This is a genomic window from Amycolatopsis sp. FDAARGOS 1241, assembly GCF_016889705.1.
Classification (GTDB): domain Bacteria; phylum Actinomycetota; class Actinomycetes; order Mycobacteriales; family Pseudonocardiaceae; genus Amycolatopsis.
Window position 1 is genome coordinate 8,156,363 of the sequence record NZ_CP069526.1, and the last position, 21,544, is coordinate 8,177,906.

Below are 21,544 nucleotides of genomic sequence, written 5' to 3' on the forward strand. Positions count from 1 at the left end.
TCCTGCCTCATCGTGCACGTGTCCATACTCGCAGTCAGCAGCGCGATTGAGCCCTCAACTTTCGTAGGTAATCGATCATTTTCCGGCCGGCTGCGCCGAAAGGAGGAACTCCGGCAGCTGTTCGCCGGAGTACTTCCGCCGGTCGCGCCGGTCGAGCCAGCCGAGCACGGGCGAGGTCATGATCGTGGTGACCAACGCGACGAGCACCAGCACCGTGAACAACGCCGGCGACACGATCCCCGCCGCCAGCCCCACGTTCAACGCGATCAGCTGCATCAGCCCCCGAGCGTTCACGAGCACCCCGACGCGCAGCGCGATCGGCTGCGACTCCCCCACCAGCCGCGCCGCGCCCCACGACGCACCCAGCTTGCCGACCACTGCCACCACCACGCACACGACCGCGAACAGCAGCAGGTTCGGATCGGCGAGCAGCGCGAACCGCGTGTTCAGACCGGAGTAGGTGAAGAACAGCGGCAGGAACACGACCTGCCCGAGCGGCATGATCTTCGCGAGCACCTGGTCCGCCGCCTCGCCGCGCGGGAACGCGATCCCGATCACGAACGCGCCGAACACCGCGTAGAGCCCGATGGTGTCGGTGAACCACGCCGCCGCGAAGGGGATCATCGCCGTCACGAGCAGGCGCTGGTCCACCGTCACCCGCGGGCTCTCCATCGTCTTCACCAGCACCCGCCGCACGACGAGCCACACGAGCAGCGCGAACAGCAGTCCGCCGCCGACGGCGGTGGCGACCGGTCCCGCCGAGCCGGCGTGCAGGCCGAGCACCACGGCGAGCAGGATCCACGCCAGCACGTCGTCGAGCGCCCCGCACGCGAGCGCGAGCGATCCGAACCGCGTCGAGGCGATGCCGCGTTCGGTGATGATCCGCGTGAGCATCGGGAACGCTGTGATCGCGATCGCCACCCCGACGAACGCCGCCGACACCACCGGCGACACCCCTGGCTTGAGGATGTCGACCCAGCCGGCGCCGAGCACGCTGACCCCGACACCCAGCGCGAGCGGCACCACCGTGCCCGCGGAGGAAACGGCGGTCACCGTCTTCACGGAGCTCTTGACCGTCGCGACGCGGAACTCGTACCCGGCGCCGAACATGTAGATCACGAGCCCGATCTGGCCGCCCAGGTACAGCAGTTTCCGCACGTCGTCGGGGAACAGCCACTCCTGCGCGTCCGGCAGCAGCAGCCCGAGCAGCGACGGCCCGAGCAGCACACCCGCCACCATCTCCCCCACCACCGGCGGCTGGCCGAGCTTGACCGCGAGCGCGGTCACCAGCCGGACCACCGCCAGGATCACCACCACAGCCAGGAAGAACGCCGGTGCGGCTTCCGTCGCGGACATCATTCGCCTCCGTGATTCGCGAAGTATGCGACGCACAAGCGTTTCCGCCGCGCGTCGAGCACCATGTACGTGCCGAACACGAGCTGGGCCAGGCTCCGCCACACGTCCTCCCACCGGTCGCGCACGGCGAGGTACGCGAGGGTGCCGCGTGTCGACCGAGTCGAACCGCGCGGGGTGAGGAAAACGGGGCCGCGGTTGGGGATCGAGCGGGTGTGCGCAGCCGACGACGACACCGCGAAGCGGCGCAGGAACTCCCGCGTCACCACCCGCATCGTGATCGGCGCGAGCCCGCGGGCCGGGCACGCGCGGTTCTGTGTGACGCCGAACGGCAGGAAGTTCACGTCCTTCTTCAGGGGCGCTGCGTGGACTGGGCACCCCGTGGGCGGCTCCCAGCGCGACGGGTCGAACTCCTCGGGCCGCTCGAACCCGGCGTGGTGGAAATCGGGATAGCTGAACAGCAGCACGGTGCCGGCGTCGATCTTCTTGTCGTCGAGCTCGATGTCGGCGGTCGTGATGCGGTGCGCGATGCCGAACAGCGGGTACGTGCGCAACCCTTCGTCGATCACGCGGTCCAGGTACGCGTCGTCGTACGGGTTCTCGACGAGCCGCCGCTGCACGTCCGGGTGCTGCGCGATGATCATCAGCAGGTGGGCCATCGCCTCGGACATCTGCACCACGGCCGTGTTGAAGAACGTGCCTTGCAGGTAGAACACCTGCTCCTGGGGCGAAAGCCTTGACGGCAACGCGTGCGGCACGTCGGCGAGGCGCCGCCGCAGGTACTGGGTGAGCTTCGCGCGGCGGCGCATGTTCCGCGGCCGCACGCACTTCAGCGCCGAGACGACGTCGTCGGCGTGGCCGACGATGAGGTCGCGCGCCTCGGGCGGGCACGGTTCGCCGAACACGAGCTCGTAGTACAGCTCGGCCCAGATCGGCATCATCTCGTCGCGCAGCCGGATCAACCGGCCCTCCCCGACCTCCAGCTCGTCGAGCACGTGCGCCGCGACGCGCCGGGTCAGCTCTTCCGACTCCGCGCGCGGTTTCACGAGGATGTGCCGCGTGGTCTTGGCGACCTCGTCGTAGCGCGGGCCGGCTTCGAGGTGCTCCTGGTGCACTTCGGGGCCGGGCGCGAGCCAGTACCAGAACAGGTCCGACAGCGCCGCGCCCTTGCTGCGCCCCATCGCCGCCGGGTCGGCGTAGAGGCGGCGGAAGTCCTCGACCGGCACCGGCAGGCCTTCGTCGCCGTTGACCATCGCGAAGATCGTCACCCGCAGCGCGACCACCCGGCCGGGCAGCCACTTCGGCAGGGACCCGACGAGCGCGGCGGCCAGCGCGGCCGGCAGCAGGCGCCTCATCGGACGAGGTCCGCGGTCAGCTCGCCCGGCGCGGCGGCGCCGCACAGCGCCAGCGCGGTGTCCAGCTCCTCCCGCAGGCGTTCCAGCACTTCCGTCACTCCTTTCTCACCGGCCGCCGCGAGGCCCCACAGCACGGGCCGCCCGACGCCGACGGCGGTGGCGCCCAGCGCGAGCGCCTTCACCACGTCGGTGCCCCGCCGCACGCCGCCGTCGAGCACGAGCGGGATCGCGCCCGCCACGGCCTCGGCCACCGCGGGGAGGGCGTCCACAGTGGACACGGCGGCGTCGAGCTGGCGGCCGCCGTGGTTCGACACCAGCAGCCCGTCGACGCCGGCCGCCACTGCGAGCCGCGCGTCCGCCGGGTGCAGCACGCCCTTGAGCAGCACCGGGAGCGCCGTCGTGCGCTTGAGCCACGCGACGTGCTCCCATGACAGCTCGGCCGACATCTCGATGTCCCGCACTTCCCCGGAGCCGTCGCGCAGGTTCTCCACGACCAGCCCCGGCGGCAGGTCGTGGAAGCCGTTGCGGTGGTCGCGCTCGCGCCGGCCGAACACCGGCGAGTCCACGGTCACCACGAACGCCCGGACGCCCGCGCGCTCGGCCCGGCGCACCACCGACTCCGTGAACTCCAGGTCCGGCTGCAGGTACAGCTGGAACCAGAGCGTGGCCCCGGTGTCGGCGATGGCCTCCACGGCCGTGGTCGCGGCCATGCTCACCACCAGCACCGTGCCCGCCTTCGCGACCGCCCGGGCCGTCGCGCGCTCGCCCTCGTCGTGCGCGAGCCGGTGAAACGCCGTCGGCGACACCAGGACCGGCATCGACAACGGCGAGCCCACCAGTTCCGTCGCGAGGTCGCGTTTTCCCGCGCCCCGCAGGACCCGCGGCACGAGCACCCTTCGCGAGAAGGCTTCTTCGTTGGCCCGCAGCGTCAGCTCGTCACCGGCCGCACCCGCGTAGAAGTCGTAGTGCGCCGGGTCGAGCTTGTCGCGCGCCGCGGCCGCCAGCTCCGCGATCGTGCGCACGGTCAGGCCAGCTGCCGGCTGACGAACTCCGTGAGCGCCTCCACGTGCACGGGCCGGTTCCACTCGTTCTCGAGGTTCTCCGTCACGTGGTGCGTGGCGACGAGCTCACCGCGCCGGTAGTGCCGGACGATCGGGTGCAGGTAGTGGCCCTCGCCGCTGTCGTTGGCGACGTCCTGGCTCGCGCGCTTCACCGTGAAGTCGAAGGGGTCGACCTTGTCGTGGTCCGGCCCGTAGTCGAGGGTGATCAGGAACGCGTGCTCGGCCTCGCTGAGCGGGGTGTCGGCGAAGCGGTCCACCGGCACCTCTTCGAGGTAGCGCGCCTGGTCACCGTCGACGGTCAGCACGTCGGCGAGGAACCCGAACTGCTGGAACAGCCCGGACGTCCGGTTGATCCGCCGGAGCACGGCGTCGACGAGGTCGGCGGTCTCGGCCTTCAGCACGGTCTGCGGCCACTCACGGTCGTGGTAGCGCTCGTCGAGCACCTTCGACAGGGCGCGCACGCCGTAGCGGAAGCCGTGGATGAACGCGCTGGTGGCCTTCTTGAAGTCGCGTGCCTGCGTGATGGTGCCGGCGAAGTAGAGATCGGGCACGTTCACCGACTCCCACGACGACGTCTGCGCCGGGAAGCGGCCGTTGATCGTGAGCTCCGGCCGGCAGTCCTCGTCGAACAGTGACGCGTCGAAGCGGAAACCGGTGGCGGCGACCACGTAGTCGTAGCGCAGTTCCTTCACGATTTCGTCGGCGCGGGCGAAGGCGAACTTCACGTGGTAGCCGTCTTCGTCCTTGCGGATCTCGCGCACGTCGCCGTCGAGGATCGCGTGCTGCAGCTTGAGCTGGTACATGTCGAGCACACCCGCGTTGTACGCGCGCAGGTGACCGACGAAGTGCGTGCGCCAGGCCAGCTTCACCGGCCGCGGGCCCGCGACGTGCAGCACAGCGGCGTACGCGTTGACACTGTCGGCCGTCTCGAACGCCGAGTTGCCCTTGCCCAGCACGAGCACGCGCTTGTTGGTGAACCGCGCCGGGTCGGTGTCGAAGTCGGCGTACTGCTCGACCAGCTCCATGCCGGGAACGTCGGGGATGTACGGCTTGCTCACGCCCGTCGCCATCACGAGCCGCCGCGTGGTGAAGGTGTTCCCGTGGCTGTCCGTGGCGGTGAAGAGAGCGCTTTTCGGATCACGGCTGATCCGCGTCACCCGGGTGCCGTAGCGGATGGCGACACCGTGCTTCGCCGCGTAGTCGGCGGTGTAGCGCAGGAACGCGTCAGCGGGCGGGAACAGCTCCGCGCTGTAGTCGGTGAACAACACGGGATCGGGGCCGTCGTCGAGCAGGGAGTTCCAGTCGACGCGCAGGTTCAGCTCCGGGTCGGTCCAGCCCGTGTGCTTCTTGTTGACCGAGATCAGCGTGCGGTGGCGCGGGAACCGTGTGAAGAACGTGGCCGGCACGCTGCCGGCTTCCAGTACGAGGTAGCGGTGACCCGCCTGTTCGAGCTGCCGGCCGAGCTGCAGGCCCGCGGGCCCCGCACCGACCACCAGATAGTCCAGAACGTCGTCAACCACACCGGCCTCCAGGCTCGATCGTCTTCGTCCGACGGCCGACAGCCTGATCCGGAGATCTCAGAAAAGCTTCAGAGCGTCCCGATCAGTGAAATCGGGGGGTGACCCGGCGACGGCCCCCCGCGGCAGAGCCGCGAGGGGCCGTCGGTCGCACGCGTCAGCGCGAGACCAGTTTCATCGCCGCATCCGAGTACCGGGCACCGGCGACGCCGTCCAGCGGCACCGCGGTCTCGATGGCCGCGAGGTCCTCTTCGGACAGTTCGACCGCGACGGCACCGACGTTCTCTTCGAGGTACGTGCGCCGCTTCGTCCCGGGGATCGGGACGACGTCGTCGCCGCGCGCCTGGACCCAGGCCAGCGCGAGCTGCCCCGTCGTCACGCCCTTGGCCTCGGCGAGCGCCCGCAGGGACTCGACCATCGCGGCGTTCTTTTCGAAGTTGCCGTCCGCGAAGCGGGGCTGGGTCTGCCGGCGGAAGTCGTCGGCGCGCAGGTCGGTCTCGGACTTGAAGCGGCCGGTGAGGAACCCGCGGCCCAGCGGCGAGTACGGCACGAGCCCGATGCCGAGCTCACGGCACGCCGGCACCACGGCGTCCTCGATGTCGCGCGACCACAGCGACCACTCCGTCTGCACGGCGCTGATCGGGTGCACGGCGTGCGCGCGGCGGATCGTCTCCGCGCCGGCTTCCGAGAGGCCGAGGTGGCGTACCTTGCCGTCGCGCACCAGCTCGGCCATGGCCCCCACCGTCTCCTCGATCGGCACGTCCGGGTCCACGCGGTGCTGGTAGTAGAGGTCGATGTGGTCGATCCCGAGCCGCCGCAGCGAGTTCTCCACGGCTTCGCGCACATACGCCGCGTCGCCGCGAACGCCCCGCTTGGCCGGATCGTCCTTGTCACGCACGAACCCGAACTTCGTCGCCAGCACGACCTGGTCACGCCGGTCCGCGATCGCGCGGCCGACGAGCTCCTCGTTGGCACCGAAGCCGTACATGTCGGCGGTGTCCAGCAACGTCACGCCGAGGTCCAGAGCGCGGTGGATGGTGGCGATCGACTCGCTGTCGTCACCCTCGCCGTAGAACTCGCTCATGCCCATGCAGCCGAGCCCTTGCGCGCTGACCTCGAGCGCACCGAGCCGGCGGACGGGCAGCGTCGATCCGCTCATGAGCTCCCCCGTCACTTGCCGGCCGCGCGGGCGAGCCGCTCGGGGTAGCGCGCCCCAGCGACAGCGTCCTTCGGCGAGGCCGCTTCGATCGCGGCGATGTCCTCTTCGGACAGTTCGAGCTGCGCGGCCGCGAGGTTCTCCTCGAGGTACTTGCGCCGCTTCGTCCCCGGGATCGGCACGACGTCCGCGCCCTTGGCCTGCACCCACGCGAGGGCCAGCTGCCCGGCGGTCACGCCCTTCGTTTCGGCGAGCGCTCGCAGCGCGTCGACGATCGCCAGGTTGCGCTCGAAGTTCCCCTCCTCGAACCGCGGCATCCCGCGGCGCAGGTCGTCCTCGGGCAGGTCCTTCACCGACGTCACCGAGCCCGTGAGCAGGCCACGGCCGAGCGGCGAGAACGGCACCAGGCCGATGCCGAGCTCCCGGCAGGTGCCGAGAACCTCGTCCTCGATGCCGCGCGTCCACAGCGACCACTCGCTCTGCAGCGCCGTCACCGGGTGCACGGCGTGGGCGCGGCGGATGGTCTCGGCGCTCGCCTCCGAAATCCCGGCGTACCGGATCTTCCCGGCCTGCACGAGCTCGGCCAGCGCGCCCCACGTCTCCTCGACGGGGACGTTCGGGTCCACGCGGTGCTGGTAGTAGAGGTCGATGTGGTCCACGCCGAGCCGGTGCAGCGACTCGTCGCAGCACTGCTTCACGTACGCCGCGTCGCCGCGCGCGCCCATGCCCTCATCAGTCCACACGATGCCGAACTTCGTGGCCAGCACGACCTGGTCGCGGCGGTCGGCGATCGCGCGGCCGACCAGCTTCTCGTTCTCCCCCGATCCGTACACGTTGGCCGTGTCGAGCAGGGTCACCCCCAGCTCCAGCGCCCGGTGGATGGTCGCGACGGACTCGTTGTCGTCGTCGCGCACCCCGTAGGCCTGGCTCATCCCCATGCAGCCGAGCCCCTGGGCACCGACTGCCAGTTCACCGAGTTTCCTCGTACCGATCACGCGGAGATCTCCTCCATGGCGGGCGCGTGGCCGTGCAGCTTGCGCTCCACCTGGTCGTAGTTGTCGATCTTGTAGTCGAGCACGTCGAGGCAGGCCTGCAACTCGGTGATCCGGTCGGCCACCGACTGCCGCTGCTCGACGAGGATCGCCTTGCGGCGCCCGGCGCTCGCGACGCCGTGGCGGCGCAGGGCGGCGTACTCCCGCATGCTCTTGATGGGCATGCCGGTGAGCCGCAGCTTGGTGAGGAACCCGAGCCAGGTGAGGTCGTCGTCGGAGTACGCGCGCCGTCCCGCCGCGTCACGGGCCGGCGGTTCGAGCAGCTTGATCCGCTCGTAGTACCGAAGGGTGTCGATCGACAGGCCGCTACGTCGTGCGGCTTCCGCTATCGAGTAGCTCATGCGGTCGACAGTACGACCTGGAGTGCGCTCCAGGTCAAATCCCGACCGGCCCGGGTGACGAGCCCGAATCGCACTGGTCAGCCAGTGGGCCTCATCCGGTCAGCGCAGCGGAGATCCGAGCCAGCTCCTCGACGGCGTCGGCGAGCGGCGCCCGGTCCGGGGTGGCACACCAGTCCTGCAGAAGGCCGTTGACCGCGCCGAGGTACGCGCTCGCGGCCAGCCGGTAGTCGCGGTCGGGCACCTCGCCTGCCGCGGCGCCGGCCCGCATGAGCTCGCGGATCAACCCGGCCCACCGCGCACGCGTGGCCATGCGGTGCTCCTCGACACCCGCGTTGACCCCGACGATCTCCACGTACGCGACCTTCGCGCGACGCAGGTCCGTCGCCGTGCTGAGCGCGTACGCCGTGAGCGCGGCCTTGATCCGTTCCGCGAGCGGTTGCCCGGCCGAGTTTTTCACCGCCTCGGCCACGGCGGCCTGTGCTTCGGCGTTCACCTGGTCGTAGACGGCGATCAGCAGCGCCTCCCGTCCGGCGAACTCCTCGTAGTACTGCCGGGTGGACAGGTTCGCCGCCCGGCAGATCTGCCCGACGGTCGAGGCCGCGTACCCGGCTGTGCCGAACAGCTCCAGCCCCGCCGTCATCAGGCGCTCGCGCCGCTCGGCTCGACGGTCGGCGGCGCTGCGGCCGCCGTAGCGGCCCCGCGGTCCGGGCTGGGTCACGGCATCACCCTATTCGCCCTATTCGCCCGTGCGCCGCGAAATCGCGTTGTCGCTGCCGAACCCCTCGACGGCCTCGCCGACCTGGCCAAGGCGTTCCCCGCGGCGAAGCGCTGGTGGGGAGCCGCGTGCGCGGCGTGCGCGGACCAGGTCGCCGGGTCTTCGGTGGTGCGGGCCGTGAACGACGGGCCGATCGCGCAGCCCGGCGTCGCGTACCCGGTGATCGAAACCCGCATCGAATGGGTGGTGACGCCGGCCGGTTCGGCCGCGTTCATCGACGAGCATGGCGTGAACAACCTGTGGGTGCAGGACACGTGCCCGTTCGACTTCACCGGCCACGGCAGCCTGAGCTACTCGAAAACCGTCTACGGACTCACGCTCGACGCGCTCGACCCGGCCCACGCGCGGCAGGTCCACTGCTGAGCAGGGTCGCGATACGTAACACCGTTGCGTTACGCTGAGCGCATGCCCCGTCCCCGAACGCACGACGAAGCCCTCCGGCTGAAGCTGCTGGACCGGGCCGGCGAGCTGATCTCCGCCGACGGCCCGAAGGCCCTGTCCCTGCGCAAACTCGCGACCGACGTCGGCACGTCCACCACGGCCGTGTACTCCCTGTTCGGCAGCAAGCCGGACCTGGTCAACGCGCTGTACGTGGAGGGCTTCCGGCGCTTCGGCGAGCGGCTTCGGGCCGTGGAGCGCACCGGTGACGCCGTGGCGGACCTCGTCCGTCTCGGCGTCGCCTACCGCGAAAGCGCCCAGGCCGATCCGCACCTGTACGCGATCATGTTCACGAGATCCGTGCCCGGCTTCGAACCCAACGCCGAAGCCGACCGCATCGCCCGCACCACGCTCGAACCGCTCGAAGAGGTCATCCGCGAAGGGATCTCCTCGGGTCAGTTCGCCGACGTCGAACCCGCGGTGATCGTCGTCAGCTCGTGGGGGCTCGTGCACGGGCTCGTCTCCCTCGAGCTGTCGGGGAACCTCCCGCCGGAGTTCAGCGTGAGCGGTGCGTACGAGCAGGCGTTGCGCGCCAACGCATCCGGGTGGCTCACTTCAGCGGCACGTAACCGTTGAACAGGGAAACCCCCTCCCCGGTGTCGACGTCCACCCAGACCGTGCCGTCAGCGGGGTCGTCGACCTCGTCACCGGGCTGAAGCCAGCGCGCGAAGGTGCCCGCGACCACCGGGACGTCGACCGGACGGGATTTGCCGAAGTTCGAGATCATCTTCGCCGCGGACGAGGGCACGAGCCCGACGAACGGCACCTTGCCCCCGACGGCGGGCACCGAAAGCCGCCGCACGGGGATCGACTGACCGATGAAGGCGTCCCGCACCAGCTTGTAGGTGCCGGCCTCCTTCGTGCAGGCGAGCAGGTGCCCTGGCGCACGGCCGAGGGCCACGGAGTTCTCGCCGTCTTCGAGCAGGGCGCCCGGCTCGTACGCGGCTTGGTCGGCGGGTGCGTCGGGGACCCGGCCCAGGCAGTCGCCGAGCGCCCGGCCCGCCTTCGACGAGCGGTCGGCCGCGCGGTCGACCACGGTGAACAGCGGAGGCGGCGCCGGCGGCAGCGCCGCCCGCGGGTAGAGGCGCGTCTCCTGGCCGGGTTTCGCGCGGCCGATCCAGAGACCCGTGCCGTCGGTGCCGGTGAAGGCGGCGAACTGGCCGGTGCGGTGGTCGGCCCCGGTCACGACCACCCCCAGACCGTCCGGTTCGGACAGTTCCACCTGCTGCCACGCCGGATCGGTCACACCGGCGACCAGCCCGCTCGCGGTCGTCAGCAGCACGCCCGCGGCCTGGCCCGGCGGGCGCGCGGGCACCGCGGCCGGATCCGACATCGTCACCGTGCTGGGGGTGACTTCGCAGAACGCCGGCTTGTCGTCGGCGGTGAACGCGACCACGACGTCGTCGCCCTGGGCGTGGACCGAGGCGACGACCCACCGCGTGCGGTCGGGCAACCCGGTGACGTGCTCCTGCTGAGCGGCGGCCCAGCAACGGTCGAGGTTCCGGTTCGCCGAGCCGGCCGGCGCTTGCACCGGTCCGGGCACCACCTGCGTCACGGCCACGACCCCGCCGGCCAGCGCGACGACCGTCGCCGCGACCGCCCACCCGGATTTCCTGCTCTTCGCGTCGGCGCGGGTTCCTTCGGCAACGCGCACGCGGATGCGGTCACGCACCTCGGGCGGCAGCTCGCGCCTCGGCGGGAGGTTGTCGATCACTGGTCCTCCAGTGGCTTCTCGTCGAGAAGGGCGCGCAGGTGCGCCCGCGCCCGCGACAGGTGCGAGCGGACGGTGACCTCCGCGACTTCCAGCAGCGCGGCCGCGTCGGCGACAAGCAGGTCACCGAGCAGGCACAGCTCCACGACCTGCCGCTGCGCTCTCGGCAACCCGCGCACGGCCTCCAGTACTGCCCTCAGCCGCGCCTGTCCGTCCACTTGCTCGGCGACGGCCTCCGCGTGATCGGGAACGGGCGCGGCCCCGGGGATCCGGGTCAGCAGCCGCAGCCGCCGGCGCGCACCCCGGTGCTCCGTCCGCGCGAGGTTCCCCGCCACGGTGTACAGCCACGGCAACGCGCTGTCCCTGACCAACTTCACCTCCGCGCGTTTGCGCCACGCGATCAGGAACGTGTTCGACGCCAGGTCCTCGGCGGCCGCCCACGACCCCGTCAGCCGGTACGCGTGGTTCCACACCGCCTGCACGTGGCGCTCGAACAGCTCGCCGAAGGCCCGCTCGTCCCCGCCCGCCGAGCGGACGAAGAGATCCGCGTCCACGGACACCCCCTGGATGGTCACACCGGGAAGTGTCCGGCCGGAGGGGAAGTGTTGTGACCGGGTTGCCGAAATTTCCGCTGCTCTGGCGAAAAACCAGTGGAGCGGCGCCGCCGGGCGCGATTACCGTGTCGCCGAACCGAGCCGGCTGGACGAGGACGTGCCGTTGTACACCCTGTGAGACCTCCCGAGCGCTGATCTGTCACGCGTCGCGCCTGTGCGCCGCGTTCCTCCTTGCTGCGGACTTCTCACTGAAACCGGCGTACATCCATGCTCACAACCCGGGTGGTCATGCCCACCTGCCTGCCGCTCGTTCGCCGCCATTGCCACGCGTGCGCGTGCGAGCGCTTCCGGGCGAGCGGCAATTTTCACGTCAACGCCAACCACAAGCTCCTCGGCGCCTGGCTCGTCGTGCGCTGCACCGCGTGCGGGGACACGGCGAAGCTCACCGTCCTGGAGCGGACGAACATTCGCTCGATCCGGCCCGAGCTGCTCGACCGGCTTCATGACAACGACCTCGGCCTGACCGCCGAACTGCTCCAGGATCCGGTCCTGCAGCACGGCAATCGCATCGCCCTCGACTGGGACGACGCCTGGCGCCTCGACACCGGCGGCTCGGCTCACCTGGACCGCGAGGTGATCGACGTGGCGGTGCGCTTTGCGGCCCGGATCCCGGTGAGACCGGTGCGGCTGATCGCCGAAGGGTGCGTTCTTGCGCGGGCCGAGGTCGCGAGGCTGCTCTCGGACGGGAAGCTCGTTTCGGCGGTCCGGCTGAGCGGCAAGCGCTCCGGCGACTTCGCCTTCACGCTCAAGCGCTGAGCCCTGCCGGGACTGGGGCCTGTCCGGCGTGTTCGGCCGGACAGGCCCTACACCGCGCCGTACTGGCGGTCGCCGGCATCGCCGAGGCCGGGGACGATGAAGCCGGAATCGTTGAGGCGCTCGTCGATGCTGGCGGTGACCACGCGGACCGGCAGGCCGGTCTGCTCCAAGTGCTTCAGACCTTCCGGCGCGGCCAGCGCGCAGATGGCCGTGACGTCCGTGGCGCCGCGATCGGTGAGCAGCCGGATGGTGTACTCCATCGAGCCGCCGGTGGCGAGCATCGGGTCGAGCACCATCACGGGCCGGTCGGCGAGCGACTCCGGCAGCGATTCGAGGTACGGCGTCGGCTTGAGCGTCTCCTCGTCGCGCGCCAGGCCGACGAACCCCATCTGCGCGTCGGGAATCATCTTGTGCGCCTCGTCGGCCATGCCCAGCCCGGCGCGCAGCACGGGGACCAGCAGCGGCGGGTTGGTCAGCCGGTAGGCCTCCGTGCGGGCGACGGGCGTGTGGATCCGCTCGGTGCGCACCGGCACGTCGCGCGTGGCTTCGTACACGAGCATCACGGTCAGCTCGTGCAGCGCGGCCCGGAACGCCGCGCTGTCCGTCCGCGCGTCACGCATCGTGGAGAGGCGGGCCTTGGCCAGCGGGTGGTCGACGACGTGCACATCCATGCCGCCTAACTTAGCTGCCGCGCCCCGTCCGCGTCGCGGCTCATCTCGTAGTAGTTCACCGCCTCGAAGAAATGCCCCACCACGGGCGCGAGCTTGTCGAACGGCCACTCCGGCACATCCGCCGCCGTTGCATCATCCGGCGGCTCGATGCACACGATGATCCTCCAGTTGGCGTACGATCCACTGATCCGCCACGACTGGCGCATGGTTTTCCTCCTCCGCGAGAACACGAGCCCCACGTTCCCGCCTTGCCGGAAGCGCATGCAACCTACCTTCAGGTGAGCGATCTTTCGTGCCACCCTGGCAAGAGGACAAAGTGTGCGCATGAGCAAACAAAAAGGCACTTCGGTGCGTCAGCGCCGGGTCTCGGCAGAACTGCGCGCACTTCGCGTCAAAAGGCAACTGACCTGCAGAGACGTGGCGCTCGGCGTCGATTTCTCGGAGAGCAAAATCTCCCGCATGGAGACCGGCGACCGCGGCCTGTACGCCGACGACGTCGCGGCGATCCTCGGTTTTCTGCGCGCGCCTTCGGGTTTGCGGCAAGAACTCATGGCTCTCGTGAGGGAGGGAGAGGAGCGCAACTGGCATGAGATCCACGGGAAGCTGCCGCCCAACTGGAAGGACCTCATCCGCATCGAGGATGAGGCAACGGCCATCAAGAACTTCGAGCCGCTGCTCATCCCTGGGCTGGCTCAGGTGCCAGAGTACTCGCGCGCGCTTCTGCACGCGGTGAAACCCGAACTCACCGAATCCGAACTCGAAACCCTCATCTCCGCCCAGCTCAGCCGGCAACTGGTGCTGAGCCGCCACAATGCGCCGACAGTTCACCTCATAATCGAGGAGATGGTCCTGCGGCGAGTGGTGGGAAATCCCGATGTCATGCGCGCTCAGTTGCGAAACCTGCAGACCATGACCAACCGCTCGAACGTCACCATCCAAATCATCCCGTTCGCTGCCGGCGGACACATCGGCTTGACCGGTCCTTTCGTGCTCCTCGACTTCGCCGACAACCCGACTCTCGCCTATGTCGAGAGTTATGGCACGAGCAGCTTCATCGAGGAGGAATCGGGGGTCGCCCGTGCTAAGGTTGCCTGGAGCAGCCTTCGTGCCATCGCATTGTCACGCGAGGAATCCGCTCGGCAACTTGCCAAACTCATTGGCGAACTCCACCCACCCGAGGAGCCGCGAAGATGATCGCCCCGGATGCCGACCTCGCCGCCACTTGGCGCAAGAGCTCCTACAGCAGCGACCAGGCCAACTGCATCGAGGTCGGCGCATGGCGCAAGAGCTCCTACAGCAGCAACCAGGCCAACTGCGTGGAAGTTGCCGCTGCGCCGGACCTTGCCAGCGCCAGTGTCATGGTCGGCATCCGGGACACCAAGGACCGTGCGGCCGGCCACCTCAGCGTGCCGGCCGCTGGTTGGGTTGCCTTTCTCCAGGCAACTCGCCACTGAGGCAACTGTCTTGCCATCCCAGCGGCGCCTTGCCATCCCAGCGGCGCCTTGCCATCCCAGCGGCGCCTTGCCATCCCAGCGGCGCCTTGCCATCCCAGCGGCGCCTTGCCATCCCAGCGGCGCCTTGCCATCCCAGCGGCGCCTTGCCATCCCAGCGGCGCCTTGCCATCCCAGCGGCGCCTTGCCATCCCAGCGGCGCCTTGCCGTGGCAAGCGGCGCGGGTTACGGCAACTTGCCGCTGAACCAGGCAACCCACCACTCTTGCCACCTCATCTCCACGGCGCGGCGGGAGTGGTGTTGCCGTACCCAGGCGATTGCCTCTCGCGGTGGCAAGCCGGCGCACGTGGCGAGGCAGGCGAGGACCGTCCCGGTGCGGCCGACGCCGCCGTAGCAGGCCACTTCCACCGGGTCGCCGGCGAGGGCGCGGGAATGCAGCCCCAGGATCTTGCCGCGGGCATCCGCCCAGTCGAGGGGCAGGCGGAAGTCGGGCCAGCGGATCCAGTCGTGGGGCCACGTCAAGGTCGCGTCGTGCTTGGTGCGCAGGCGGGCGGAGCCCAGGTACAGACCGTAGGCCGGGAGTGGGCCGTCCGGGGCTGGGCGGTCGAGGCCGCGGCCGCGCACCACGGCGCCGTCGGGCAGCGCGATGGTCCCCACCAGTGCCGAAGCCATCGGGCCATCGTGCCCCTATCCGTCGTTCGATGGACGCCGGGCGCCACTCGATCGGGCTAGGCTGCCCCGGGTGAGTGACGACGCAGCCGTTCCGCCCGACGAGATGCGGGCCTCCGACGCCGACCGCGAACAGGTCGCGCAGGTCCTGCACCAGGCCCTGTCCGAGGGTCGCATCACGATGACCGAACTCGAGGAGCGGCTCTCCACCGTGTACGCGGCGAAGACCGTCGGTGAGCTGAAGCCCGTGACGCGCGACCTGCCGGTGGGCAACCCGACCCCCACAACGCTCCAGCCGGCCACCAGCCGCGCCCTCGGCATGCCCGACAACCGCATCGGCGGCCACCCGGGGTCGAACGTCTCCGTCGGCGTCCTCTCCGGTGCCATCCGCAAGGGCAGTTGGGTCCTCCCGCCGCAGCACACCAGCGTCGCGTTCTGGGGCGGCACGCAGATCGACCTGCGCAGCGCCCGCTTCGCCGACAAGCAGTCGACCATCACCGCCGTCGCCGTCATGGGCGGCATCGAGATCACGGTCCCCGACGACATCAACGTCGACGTCACCGGGATCGGCTTCATGGGCGGCTTCGTCCTCGAGGACAAATCCGGGGCCCCGCCCGCCTCTCCCACCGCCCCCACCGTGACCATCAACGGCCTCGCCTTCTGGGGCGGCGTGGTCGTGTACCGCAAGAAGGCGAAGAAGGACAGCAACCCGCAGATCGAGTCCTGAGCCGCGTCGACGAGCATCGAGGACGGGGGCACAGCAGCCGCTCGGCGGCCGGCCGAGCTGGGTTGCCGCGAAAATCGCGCCGGGGTTGACAGATGCCGAGTTCGCCCAGACCGCGGAGGAATACGGTTTCGAGTTCGCCGGCGACCATCGGGCGTTCCTGGCGGCAGGGTTGCCGATGAACAAGCCTGTTGTCCCGGAGCCGGGGACCTCGACCGCCCGGCAGAAACCGTGGCCTGAATGGCGTGACGCCGACGAACTGGGCAAGCAGGTCGGCCGGATGGTCCAGTGCATGCTTTGGTACGTCGAGGACGGCACATGCCGGCACCCGGCCTGAGGCCTCCGGCCGGACCCGCCCGAGACAGCCGGGCAAGCGGCCCGCCTGGCGCCGGCGGACGCACCCAGGCTGGTGCCTGTCTGCGGGCACCGGTTCCTCCGCGCCGGACGTGGTACGTCCGGACACCCCGTGCGGTCCGTGCCGGAGACGGACGCCATCTCCTACGGCACCGAGCTGGTCGACTACATCGACCGGGAGTCCGCAGAACCCCCCGCCCGAGCGTCCGGACGACTGGTCGCTCCTGGCCACGGTGCCGCTCTGGCACGACTACTCTGCCGCGCGGTCCGACGGCCCCGCAACCACGTGATCCGAATCTGTGGACAACCACGCCTCCCCGACGAGTAATCCACAGATTCCCGCGAGTGACCCGGCACAGCCGGTCGCCCACATACACTCACCGGTATGGCAACTACCACCAGCCCGGAAGCGGCACCGGACACCCCGGCGCCGCTGGCGGACGTGACTCGCGACGAGGCGAGCCTGCGGCGGTTCCTGCACGGGCTGCCCGGCGTCGACCAAGTCGGGGTCGAGCAGCGCGCGGCGGCACTGGGCACCCGCAGCATCAAGAAGGACGCCAAGCGCTGGGCGATCGACACGGCGATCTCGATGGTCGACCTGACCACGCTCGAAGGCGCCGACACCCGCGGCAAGGTCCGCGGCCTCGCGGCCAAGGCGCAACGGCCGGACCCGGAACGGCAGGACTGCCCGCGCGTGGCGGCGGTCTGCGTCTACCCCGACCTGGTCGGGGCGGCGGTCGAGGCGCTCAAGGGCAGCGGCGTCCACGTGGCGAGCGTCGCGACCGGGTTCCCGTCCGGGCGCACGAGCCGCGACGTCAAGCTGGCCGACACGCGCCTCGCGGTCGAGTACGGCGCCGATGAGGTCGACATGGTGATCGACCGCGGCGCGTTCCTCGAAGGCCGCTACATGGACGTGTTCGACGAGATCCGCGCGATCAAGGAGGCCAGCGGCGAAGCCCACCTTAAGGTCATCCTCGAAACGGGCGAGCTGGCGACGTACGACAACGTCCGCCGCGCGTCGTGGCTGGCGTTGCTGGCCGGCGGTGACTTCATCAAGACGTCCACCGGCAAGGTCTCCCCCGCCGCGACGCTGCCCGTCACGCACGTGATGCTGCAGGCGGTGCGCGACTGGCACGTCCAGACCGGCCAGCTGCGCGGCGTGAAGCCCGCGGGCGGTATCCGCACGGCGAAGGACGCGATCAAGTACCTCGTCGCCGTGCACGAGGTCGCCGGCGAGCAGTGGCTGACCCCGGATCTGTTCCGGTTCGGCGCGTCCAGCCTGCTCAACGACCTGCTGCTGCAGCGGCGCACCCAGGTGGACGGCCACTACAGCGGCCCCGACTACGTGACGGTGGACTGACCATGGGCATCTTCGAATACGCCCCCGCGCCCGAATCGCGCGACATCGCGAACCTCAAGGACCACTACCGGCCGTTCATCGGCGGCGAGTTCGTCGACGGCTCCGGTGAGCCGCTGAAGACGGTGAACCCGGCGACCGAGGAGATCCTCGCGGAGGTCGGCACCGCATCGGTGTCCGATGTGGACGCCGCGGTGCGGGCGGCGCGGGCCGCCTATGAATCCGTGTGGTCCAAGATGCCCGGCCGCGAACGGGCGAAGTACCTGTTCCGCATCGCGCGGCTGATCCAGGAGCGTTCGCGCGAGCTGGCGGTGCTGGAGTCGCTCGACAACGGCAAGCCGATCAAGGAATCGCGCGACTCCGACATCCCGACGGCCGCCGCGCACTTCTTCTACCACGCGGGCTGGGCCGACAAGCTCGAGTACGCCGGTTACGGGCCGGACCCGAAGCCGCTGGGTGTCGCGGGCCAGGTGATCCCGTGGAACTTCCCGCTGCTGATGCTCGCGTGGAAGATCGCGCCGGCACTGGCCACCGGCAACACGGTCGTGCTCAAGCCCGCGGAGACCACCCCGCTCACCGCACTGGTGTTCGCCGAGATCTGCCAGCAGGCCGAGCTGCCGCCGGGCGTCGTGAACATCCTGCCGGGTGCGGGAGACGTCGGCGCGGCCGTGGTGGAGCACGGTGACGTCGACAAGATCGCGTTCACCGGTTCGACCGAGGTCGGCAAGCTGATCCAGCGCACGGTGGCGGGCACGCGCAAGAAGCTCACACTGGAGCTGGGCGGCAAGGCGGCGAACGTCGTGTTCGACGACGCGCCGCTCGACCAGGCCGTGGAGGGGATCGTCAACGGGATCTTCTTCAACCAGGGCCACGTGTGCTGCGCGGGCTCCCGGTTGCTGGTGCAGGAATCCGTCGCCGAAGAGGTGCTGGAGAAGCTGCGCTACCGCGTCTCGACCCTGCGCCTGGGCGACCCGCTCGACAAGAACACCGACATCGGCGCCATCAACTCCGCCGAGCAGCTCGCGAAGATCCGCGGGCTCGTGGAATCGGGCGACGCGGAGGGCGCGCAGCGCTGGACGAGCCCGTGCCCCGTGCCCGACCGCGGGTTCTTCTTCGCTCCCACGGTGTTCTCCGACGTGCACCAGTCGATGCGGATCGCGCGCGAGGAGATCTTCGGCCCGGTGCTGTCGGTGCTCACGTTCCGCACGCCCGACGAAGCCGTGGCGAAGGCCAACAACACGCCGTACGGGCTGTCGGCCGGCATCTGGACGGAGAAGGGGTCGCGCATCCTGTGGATGGCGAACAAGCTCCGCGCCGGCGTCGTCTGGGCCAACACGTTCAACCGCTTCGACCCCGCCGCGCCATTCGGCGGCTACCAGGAGTCCGGGTTCGGCCGCGAAGGCGGGCGCACCGGCTTGGAGGCATACCTCGATGTCTGAGTCAACACAGGCCGGTCGGATCTCCGTCGCCAAGACGTACAAGCTCTACATCGGCGGCGCCTTCCCGCGGTCGGAGTCGGGCCGGGTGTACCCGGTCACCGATCCGCAGGGGAAGTTCCTGGCCAACGCGGCGCACGCGTCGCGCAAGGACGTGCGTGACGCCGTGGTGGCCGCGCGCAAGGCGTTCGCCGGCTGGTCGGGCGCCACGGCGTACAACCGCGGGCAGGTGCTCTACCGGGTCGCCGAAATGCTGGAGGGCCGGCGCGAGCAGTTCGTGAGCGAGGTCGCCGCGTCGGAGGGGCTCGCGCCGAGCCAGGCGGAGTCCCTTGTGGACGCTTCGATCGACCGCTGGGTGTGGTACGCCGGGTGGACCGACAAGATCGCGTCGGTGCTCGGGGCGGCGAATCCCGTTGCGGGACCGTACTTCTCGTTCACCGTGCCCGAGCCGACCGGAGTCGTGGGTGTGCTCGCGCCGCAGGAGTCGTCGCTGCTCGGCCTGGTGAGCGTGCTGGCGCCGGTGCTGGCGAGCGGGTCGACGGCCGTGGTGGTGTCGAGCGCGAACCGGCCGCTGCCGGCGATCACGTTGTCGGAAGTACTCGCGACGTCCGACCTGCCCGGCGGGGTCGCGAACGTGCTGACCGGCCGCGCGGCCGAGCTGGGCCCGTGGCTCGCCTCCCACGCCGACGTCAATGCCCTCGACCCGACGGGCGCGACGCCGGAAGACCGCGTCACGCTGGCACGCGAGGCGGCGGGCACCGTGAAGCGCGTGCTCACCGTGCCGGACAGGGAGCCTGATTGGACGGTGACGCCGGATCTTTCGCGGCTGCGGCGGTACTTGGAGGCGAAGACGGTCTGGCACCCGCTGGGCGTCTGACGAGCAAAGGGGCGGGCGGCACCCGCTGGTGCCACCCGCCCCCGGTCCCCACGGTCCGGGGTGTACCCGCACAGCGCGGTGGGTGCCGTGGTGTGCCCGAACGCCGCCGGGATCGAGTGCGTGTGCTCACCCCAGTACTGCGAGCACTGGAAATCGATGGCCGCGGCTGCCGTGCCGGCCTGCGCTCGCCTCGGCGGTGTCGTCGCAGCGGCGTCGCCCTGCTCTGCTTCGGTCGTGCCGGGGCCGAGGTCGATCTGGTCGATCCCGGTCACGCTGACGACGTCGGGGGCCAGCGGCGCCGGCACCGGGAACCCGCCCACGACGCCCGGCAGGCGGATCGTGGACGTTCCGGTTTTGGGGTCTGTGGTCGTCGTGTCGAATTCGCTGACCTGCGTGTCGAACGCGGCGTCGGCTTGCGCCACGGTCGCACTGACAGCGAGGTAGTGCGGGGTGCGCGCGGTGATCGTCATGCCCTGACCTCTGAGCCACGTCGTGACGGCGGCGACCTGTGCCGCGGTGGCACCGTACTGCTGGGCAGCCCGGGCGGGCGTGAGGAAGTGCGCGTACTCGGGATTCGCCGGATCGGAGACCGCCTGCGCGGCCGCCGCCAATCCGGGCCGAGCGGCCAGCTACACCCGCAGGTCCAGCTCTCGGGCCGGGTCGAGGGGCTGCGGAGTGCCGGTGATGGTGCCCTGGTTCGGACTGGGCAGTTGCACGCGCGACGGAGTGTCCGCGGCGGCCGGCAAGGCGGTGGCGATACTCAACACCAGCGCGGCCGAACCGGCCAGGACACCACCTCGGCGGAACCTCGTTTGTGTCTTCACATCCGGTTGTTGGCGCCACGGGAGCGAACCGTTCAGAAAATGCCCCCGGTGCACTCGGTCGACCCGGCCCGCCTGTGCACAGTGGACAGTCGAACCGGGGCGAAGCACCGACGCCGAGGCTGTTGCGCCCATAGAACCTCCTCCGAGGACGCACACGAGAAGGGCGGGCAGCACCCCCTGGTGCGCCGCCCGCCCCTGTCTCGTCAGGCCGAAGCCGTCACGCGGTCGGCGCGAGGCCCTGGGTCACGGGGCCGACGTCGATCGTGTGGCTGACCGAATCGGCGTCGACGGCGCCCAGCGTCCAGTCCATGAACACGGACGGGTCGATGTAGTCACCGCGCTGGTTCGAGTCCGACGGGGCCGCGACGCTGATGCCGTTGGGCGTCTGCTGGTTGTCGGACGGCTCGATGCCGGTCCAGTGCAGCGGCACGTATGCCGAGGAGCCGTCGACGATCGCGACGGACGGCGCGTCGGCCGGGATCTGGTAGTCGACGAGCACGTTGTGGGCGCCCGTGAGGGTCACCGGCAGCTGCGGCGTGAGCGAGCAGCGCTCGCCGGGGTTGGCGGTGAGCTGGATGGCGCCGTAGCGGTTGCCCGCGCCCGCACCGCCGTAGACCAGTTTCGTGGTGAACTGGTTCGAGGTGCACGGCTGCACGCTCGACGCCGGGTCCGCGCTCGCCGTGCCGGCCGCCAGAGCCGTCACCCCGGCCGCGACACCGGCAACGGCGACAGCGGCGATCGCCCGGCTGAAGATCTTGCGAGTGGTCATGTCGGACACTCCTCCCTGTGGTGGCCGGGCAGCCTCTCCGCCCGGTCGGAGCGATCCCCTCCGGTGATTCATTCACCTCGATCGCTCTCACCCGGGAAGACGCCCACCGTCGGCTCGGGATGCCCCGGTGTGGGATCGCCCGCAACCACGCAACCCCGGCCGGCCCGAGACGTCGGAAAGAGTTGAAGGCGCGCGCGGCCGCGCGCAGGTTACCGAGGGCTCACAGAAAACCCGCGCCACGTGTCGCAGCCCGCCCACACCCGGAGGTCGCGGGTTCGAAGCC

The 21,544-nt window shown here is 70.3% G+C and carries 25 protein-coding genes and 1 pseudogene; 10 read left to right on the forward strand and 16 right to left on the reverse strand.

Annotation, left to right across the window (positions count from 1 at the left end; translation table 11 throughout):
• Positions 1-75: 75 nt before the first annotated feature.
• The 8 genes from I6J71_RS39575 to I6J71_RS39610 all read right to left on the reverse strand — a co-directional run bounded on the left by I6J71_RS39575 (position 76) and on the right by I6J71_RS39610 (position 8,553).
• Complete coding sequence (locus I6J71_RS39575; RefSeq protein WP_204091536.1) at positions 76-1,356, reverse strand: cation:proton antiporter; 1,281 nt, start codon at positions 1,354-1,356, stop codon at positions 76-78.
• Complete coding sequence (locus I6J71_RS39580; protein ID WP_239154173.1) at positions 1,356-2,708, reverse strand: cytochrome P450; 1,353 nt, start codon at positions 2,706-2,708, stop codon at positions 1,356-1,358. The genes I6J71_RS39575 and I6J71_RS39580 overlap by 1 nt, the downstream gene beginning before the upstream one ends.
• Positions 2,705-3,730 (reverse strand): alpha-hydroxy acid oxidase, encoded by a 1,026-nt coding sequence (locus I6J71_RS39585; protein ID WP_204091537.1) that lies wholly within the window; start codon positions 3,728-3,730, stop codon positions 2,705-2,707. Before I6J71_RS39585 ends, I6J71_RS39580 begins: the two co-directional genes overlap by 4 nt.
• A gap of 2 nt (positions 3,731-3,732) precedes the next feature.
• Entirely contained in the window at positions 3,733-5,289 is a 1,557-nt protein-coding gene (locus tag I6J71_RS39590) for an NAD(P)-binding domain-containing protein (RefSeq protein WP_204091538.1), read from the reverse strand.
• 154 nt (positions 5,290-5,443) lie between these two features.
• Positions 5,444-6,445 (reverse strand): aldo/keto reductase, encoded by a 1,002-nt coding sequence (locus I6J71_RS39595; RefSeq protein WP_204091539.1) that lies wholly within the window; start codon positions 6,443-6,445, stop codon positions 5,444-5,446.
• 11 nt (positions 6,446-6,456) lie between these two features.
• On the reverse strand, positions 6,457-7,437 hold the full coding sequence (locus tag I6J71_RS39600) for an aldo/keto reductase (protein WP_204091540.1): 981 nt from the start codon (positions 7,435-7,437) through the stop codon (positions 6,457-6,459).
• Entirely contained in the window at positions 7,434-7,835 is a 402-nt protein-coding gene (locus tag I6J71_RS39605) for a MerR family transcriptional regulator (protein WP_204091541.1), read from the reverse strand. Before I6J71_RS39605 ends, I6J71_RS39600 begins: the two co-directional genes overlap by 4 nt.
• A gap of 91 nt (positions 7,836-7,926) precedes the next feature.
• On the reverse strand, positions 7,927-8,553 hold the full coding sequence (locus tag I6J71_RS39610; protein ID WP_239154174.1) for a TetR/AcrR family transcriptional regulator: 627 nt from the start codon (positions 8,551-8,553) through the stop codon (positions 7,927-7,929).
• A 174-nt stretch (positions 8,554-8,727) separates the two neighbouring features.
• Here I6J71_RS39610 and I6J71_RS39615 point away from each other — a divergent pair, with 174 nt between their 5' ends.
• Together I6J71_RS39615 and I6J71_RS39620 are read left to right on the forward strand one after the other, a co-directional pair.
• Positions 8,728-8,973, forward strand: coding sequence for a hypothetical protein (locus I6J71_RS39615; protein WP_204091542.1), 246 nt, complete (start codon positions 8,728-8,730; stop codon positions 8,971-8,973).
• A gap of 42 nt (positions 8,974-9,015) precedes the next feature.
• A complete protein-coding gene (locus I6J71_RS39620; RefSeq protein WP_204091543.1) occupies positions 9,016-9,624 on the forward strand; it encodes a TetR/AcrR family transcriptional regulator in 609 nt (202 codons plus the stop codon).
• Here I6J71_RS39620 and I6J71_RS39625 read toward each other — a convergent pair.
• Together I6J71_RS39625 and I6J71_RS39630 are read right to left on the reverse strand one after the other, a co-directional pair.
• Positions 9,599-10,762, reverse strand: coding sequence for a hypothetical protein (locus I6J71_RS39625; RefSeq protein WP_204091544.1), 1,164 nt, complete (start codon positions 10,760-10,762; stop codon positions 9,599-9,601). The genes I6J71_RS39620 and I6J71_RS39625 overlap by 26 nt on opposite strands.
• On the reverse strand, positions 10,759-11,334 hold the full coding sequence (locus tag I6J71_RS39630; protein WP_239154175.1) for an RNA polymerase sigma factor: 576 nt from the start codon (positions 11,332-11,334) through the stop codon (positions 10,759-10,761). Before I6J71_RS39630 ends, I6J71_RS39625 begins: the two co-directional genes overlap by 4 nt.
• Positions 11,335-11,580: 246 nt before the next feature.
• On the opposite strand from I6J71_RS39630, the gene I6J71_RS39635 reads away from it, so the two are divergent.
• Positions 11,581-12,129 carry a DUF1062 domain-containing protein gene (locus tag I6J71_RS39635; RefSeq protein ID WP_204091545.1) on the forward strand — a complete coding sequence of 183 codons (549 nt, stop codon included), beginning with the start codon at positions 11,581-11,583 and terminating at the stop codon, positions 12,127-12,129.
• 47 nt (positions 12,130-12,176) lie between these two features.
• On the opposite strand, the gene upp is transcribed toward I6J71_RS39635, so the two are convergent.
• Together upp and I6J71_RS39645 are read right to left on the reverse strand one after the other, a co-directional pair.
• Positions 12,177-12,800 carry a uracil phosphoribosyltransferase gene (gene upp, locus I6J71_RS39640; protein ID WP_204091546.1) on the reverse strand — a complete coding sequence of 208 codons (624 nt, stop codon included), beginning with the start codon at positions 12,798-12,800 and terminating at the stop codon, positions 12,177-12,179.
• Between the two features lie 5 nt (positions 12,801-12,805).
• Positions 12,806-13,006, reverse strand: coding sequence for a hypothetical protein (locus I6J71_RS39645; protein ID WP_204091547.1), 201 nt, complete (start codon positions 13,004-13,006; stop codon positions 12,806-12,808).
• Positions 13,007-13,124: 118 nt separating this feature from the next.
• Between I6J71_RS39645 and I6J71_RS39650 the strand changes: the two genes are divergently transcribed.
• Positions 13,125-13,994, forward strand: a complete 870-nt coding sequence (locus I6J71_RS39650) for a helix-turn-helix transcriptional regulator (protein ID WP_204091548.1) — start codon at positions 13,125-13,127, stop codon at positions 13,992-13,994.
• Positions 13,991-14,254, forward strand: a complete 264-nt coding sequence (locus tag I6J71_RS39655) for a DUF397 domain-containing protein (RefSeq protein WP_204091549.1) — start codon at positions 13,991-13,993, stop codon at positions 14,252-14,254. Before I6J71_RS39650 ends, I6J71_RS39655 begins: the two co-directional genes overlap by 4 nt.
• 222 nt (positions 14,255-14,476) lie before the next feature.
• Here the strand turns inward: I6J71_RS39655 and I6J71_RS39660 are convergent, their stop codons facing one another.
• Positions 14,477-14,923 carry a protein tyrosine phosphatase gene (locus tag I6J71_RS39660; protein WP_204091550.1) on the reverse strand — a complete coding sequence of 149 codons (447 nt, stop codon included), beginning with the start codon at positions 14,921-14,923 and terminating at the stop codon, positions 14,477-14,479.
• Between the two features lie 103 nt (positions 14,924-15,026).
• Between I6J71_RS39660 and I6J71_RS39665 the strand changes: the two genes are divergently transcribed.
• The 5 genes from I6J71_RS39665 to I6J71_RS39685 all read left to right on the forward strand — a co-directional run bounded on the left by I6J71_RS39665 (position 15,027) and on the right by I6J71_RS39685 (position 19,668).
• The gene (locus tag I6J71_RS39665) at positions 15,027-15,647 is read left to right on the forward strand and encodes a DUF1707 domain-containing protein (RefSeq protein ID WP_204097467.1); all 621 of its coding nucleotides are present in this window, start codon (positions 15,027-15,029) and stop codon (positions 15,645-15,647) included.
• 85 nt (positions 15,648-15,732) lie between these two features.
• Positions 15,733-15,981: a hypothetical protein gene (locus I6J71_RS49410; RefSeq protein WP_239154176.1), complete on the forward strand. Its 249-nt coding sequence runs from the start codon at positions 15,733-15,735 to the stop codon at positions 15,979-15,981.
• A gap of 402 nt (positions 15,982-16,383) precedes the next feature.
• Positions 16,384-17,358, forward strand: coding sequence for a deoxyribose-phosphate aldolase (gene deoC / locus I6J71_RS39675; RefSeq protein ID WP_204091551.1), 975 nt, complete (start codon positions 16,384-16,386; stop codon positions 17,356-17,358).
• 2 nt (positions 17,359-17,360) lie between these two features.
• The gene (locus I6J71_RS39680; RefSeq protein ID WP_204091552.1) at positions 17,361-18,794 is read left to right on the forward strand and encodes an aldehyde dehydrogenase family protein; all 1,434 of its coding nucleotides are present in this window, start codon (positions 17,361-17,363) and stop codon (positions 18,792-18,794) included.
• Positions 18,787-19,668, forward strand: a complete 882-nt coding sequence (locus I6J71_RS39685) for an aldehyde dehydrogenase family protein (protein ID WP_204091553.1) — start codon at positions 18,787-18,789, stop codon at positions 19,666-19,668. The genes I6J71_RS39680 and I6J71_RS39685 overlap by 8 nt, the downstream gene beginning before the upstream one ends.
• Positions 19,669-19,985: 317 nt before the next feature.
• On the opposite strand, the pseudogene I6J71_RS51450 reads toward I6J71_RS39685, so the two are convergent.
• The 3 genes and pseudogenes from I6J71_RS51450 to I6J71_RS39700 form a co-directional block, all read right to left on the reverse strand.
• A pseudogene (locus tag I6J71_RS51450) lies at positions 19,986-20,279 on the reverse strand (protease pro-enzyme activation domain-containing protein); the annotation flags it as partial.
• Between the two features lie 18 nt (positions 20,280-20,297).
• On the reverse strand, positions 20,298-20,492 hold the full coding sequence (locus I6J71_RS39695; protein WP_204091554.1) for a hypothetical protein: 195 nt from the start codon (positions 20,490-20,492) through the stop codon (positions 20,298-20,300).
• Positions 20,493-20,709: 217 nt separating this feature from the next.
• Positions 20,710-21,261 (reverse strand): DUF4232 domain-containing protein, encoded by a 552-nt coding sequence (locus I6J71_RS39700; protein WP_204091555.1) that lies wholly within the window; start codon positions 21,259-21,261, stop codon positions 20,710-20,712.
• Positions 21,262-21,544: the final 283 nt, after the last annotated feature.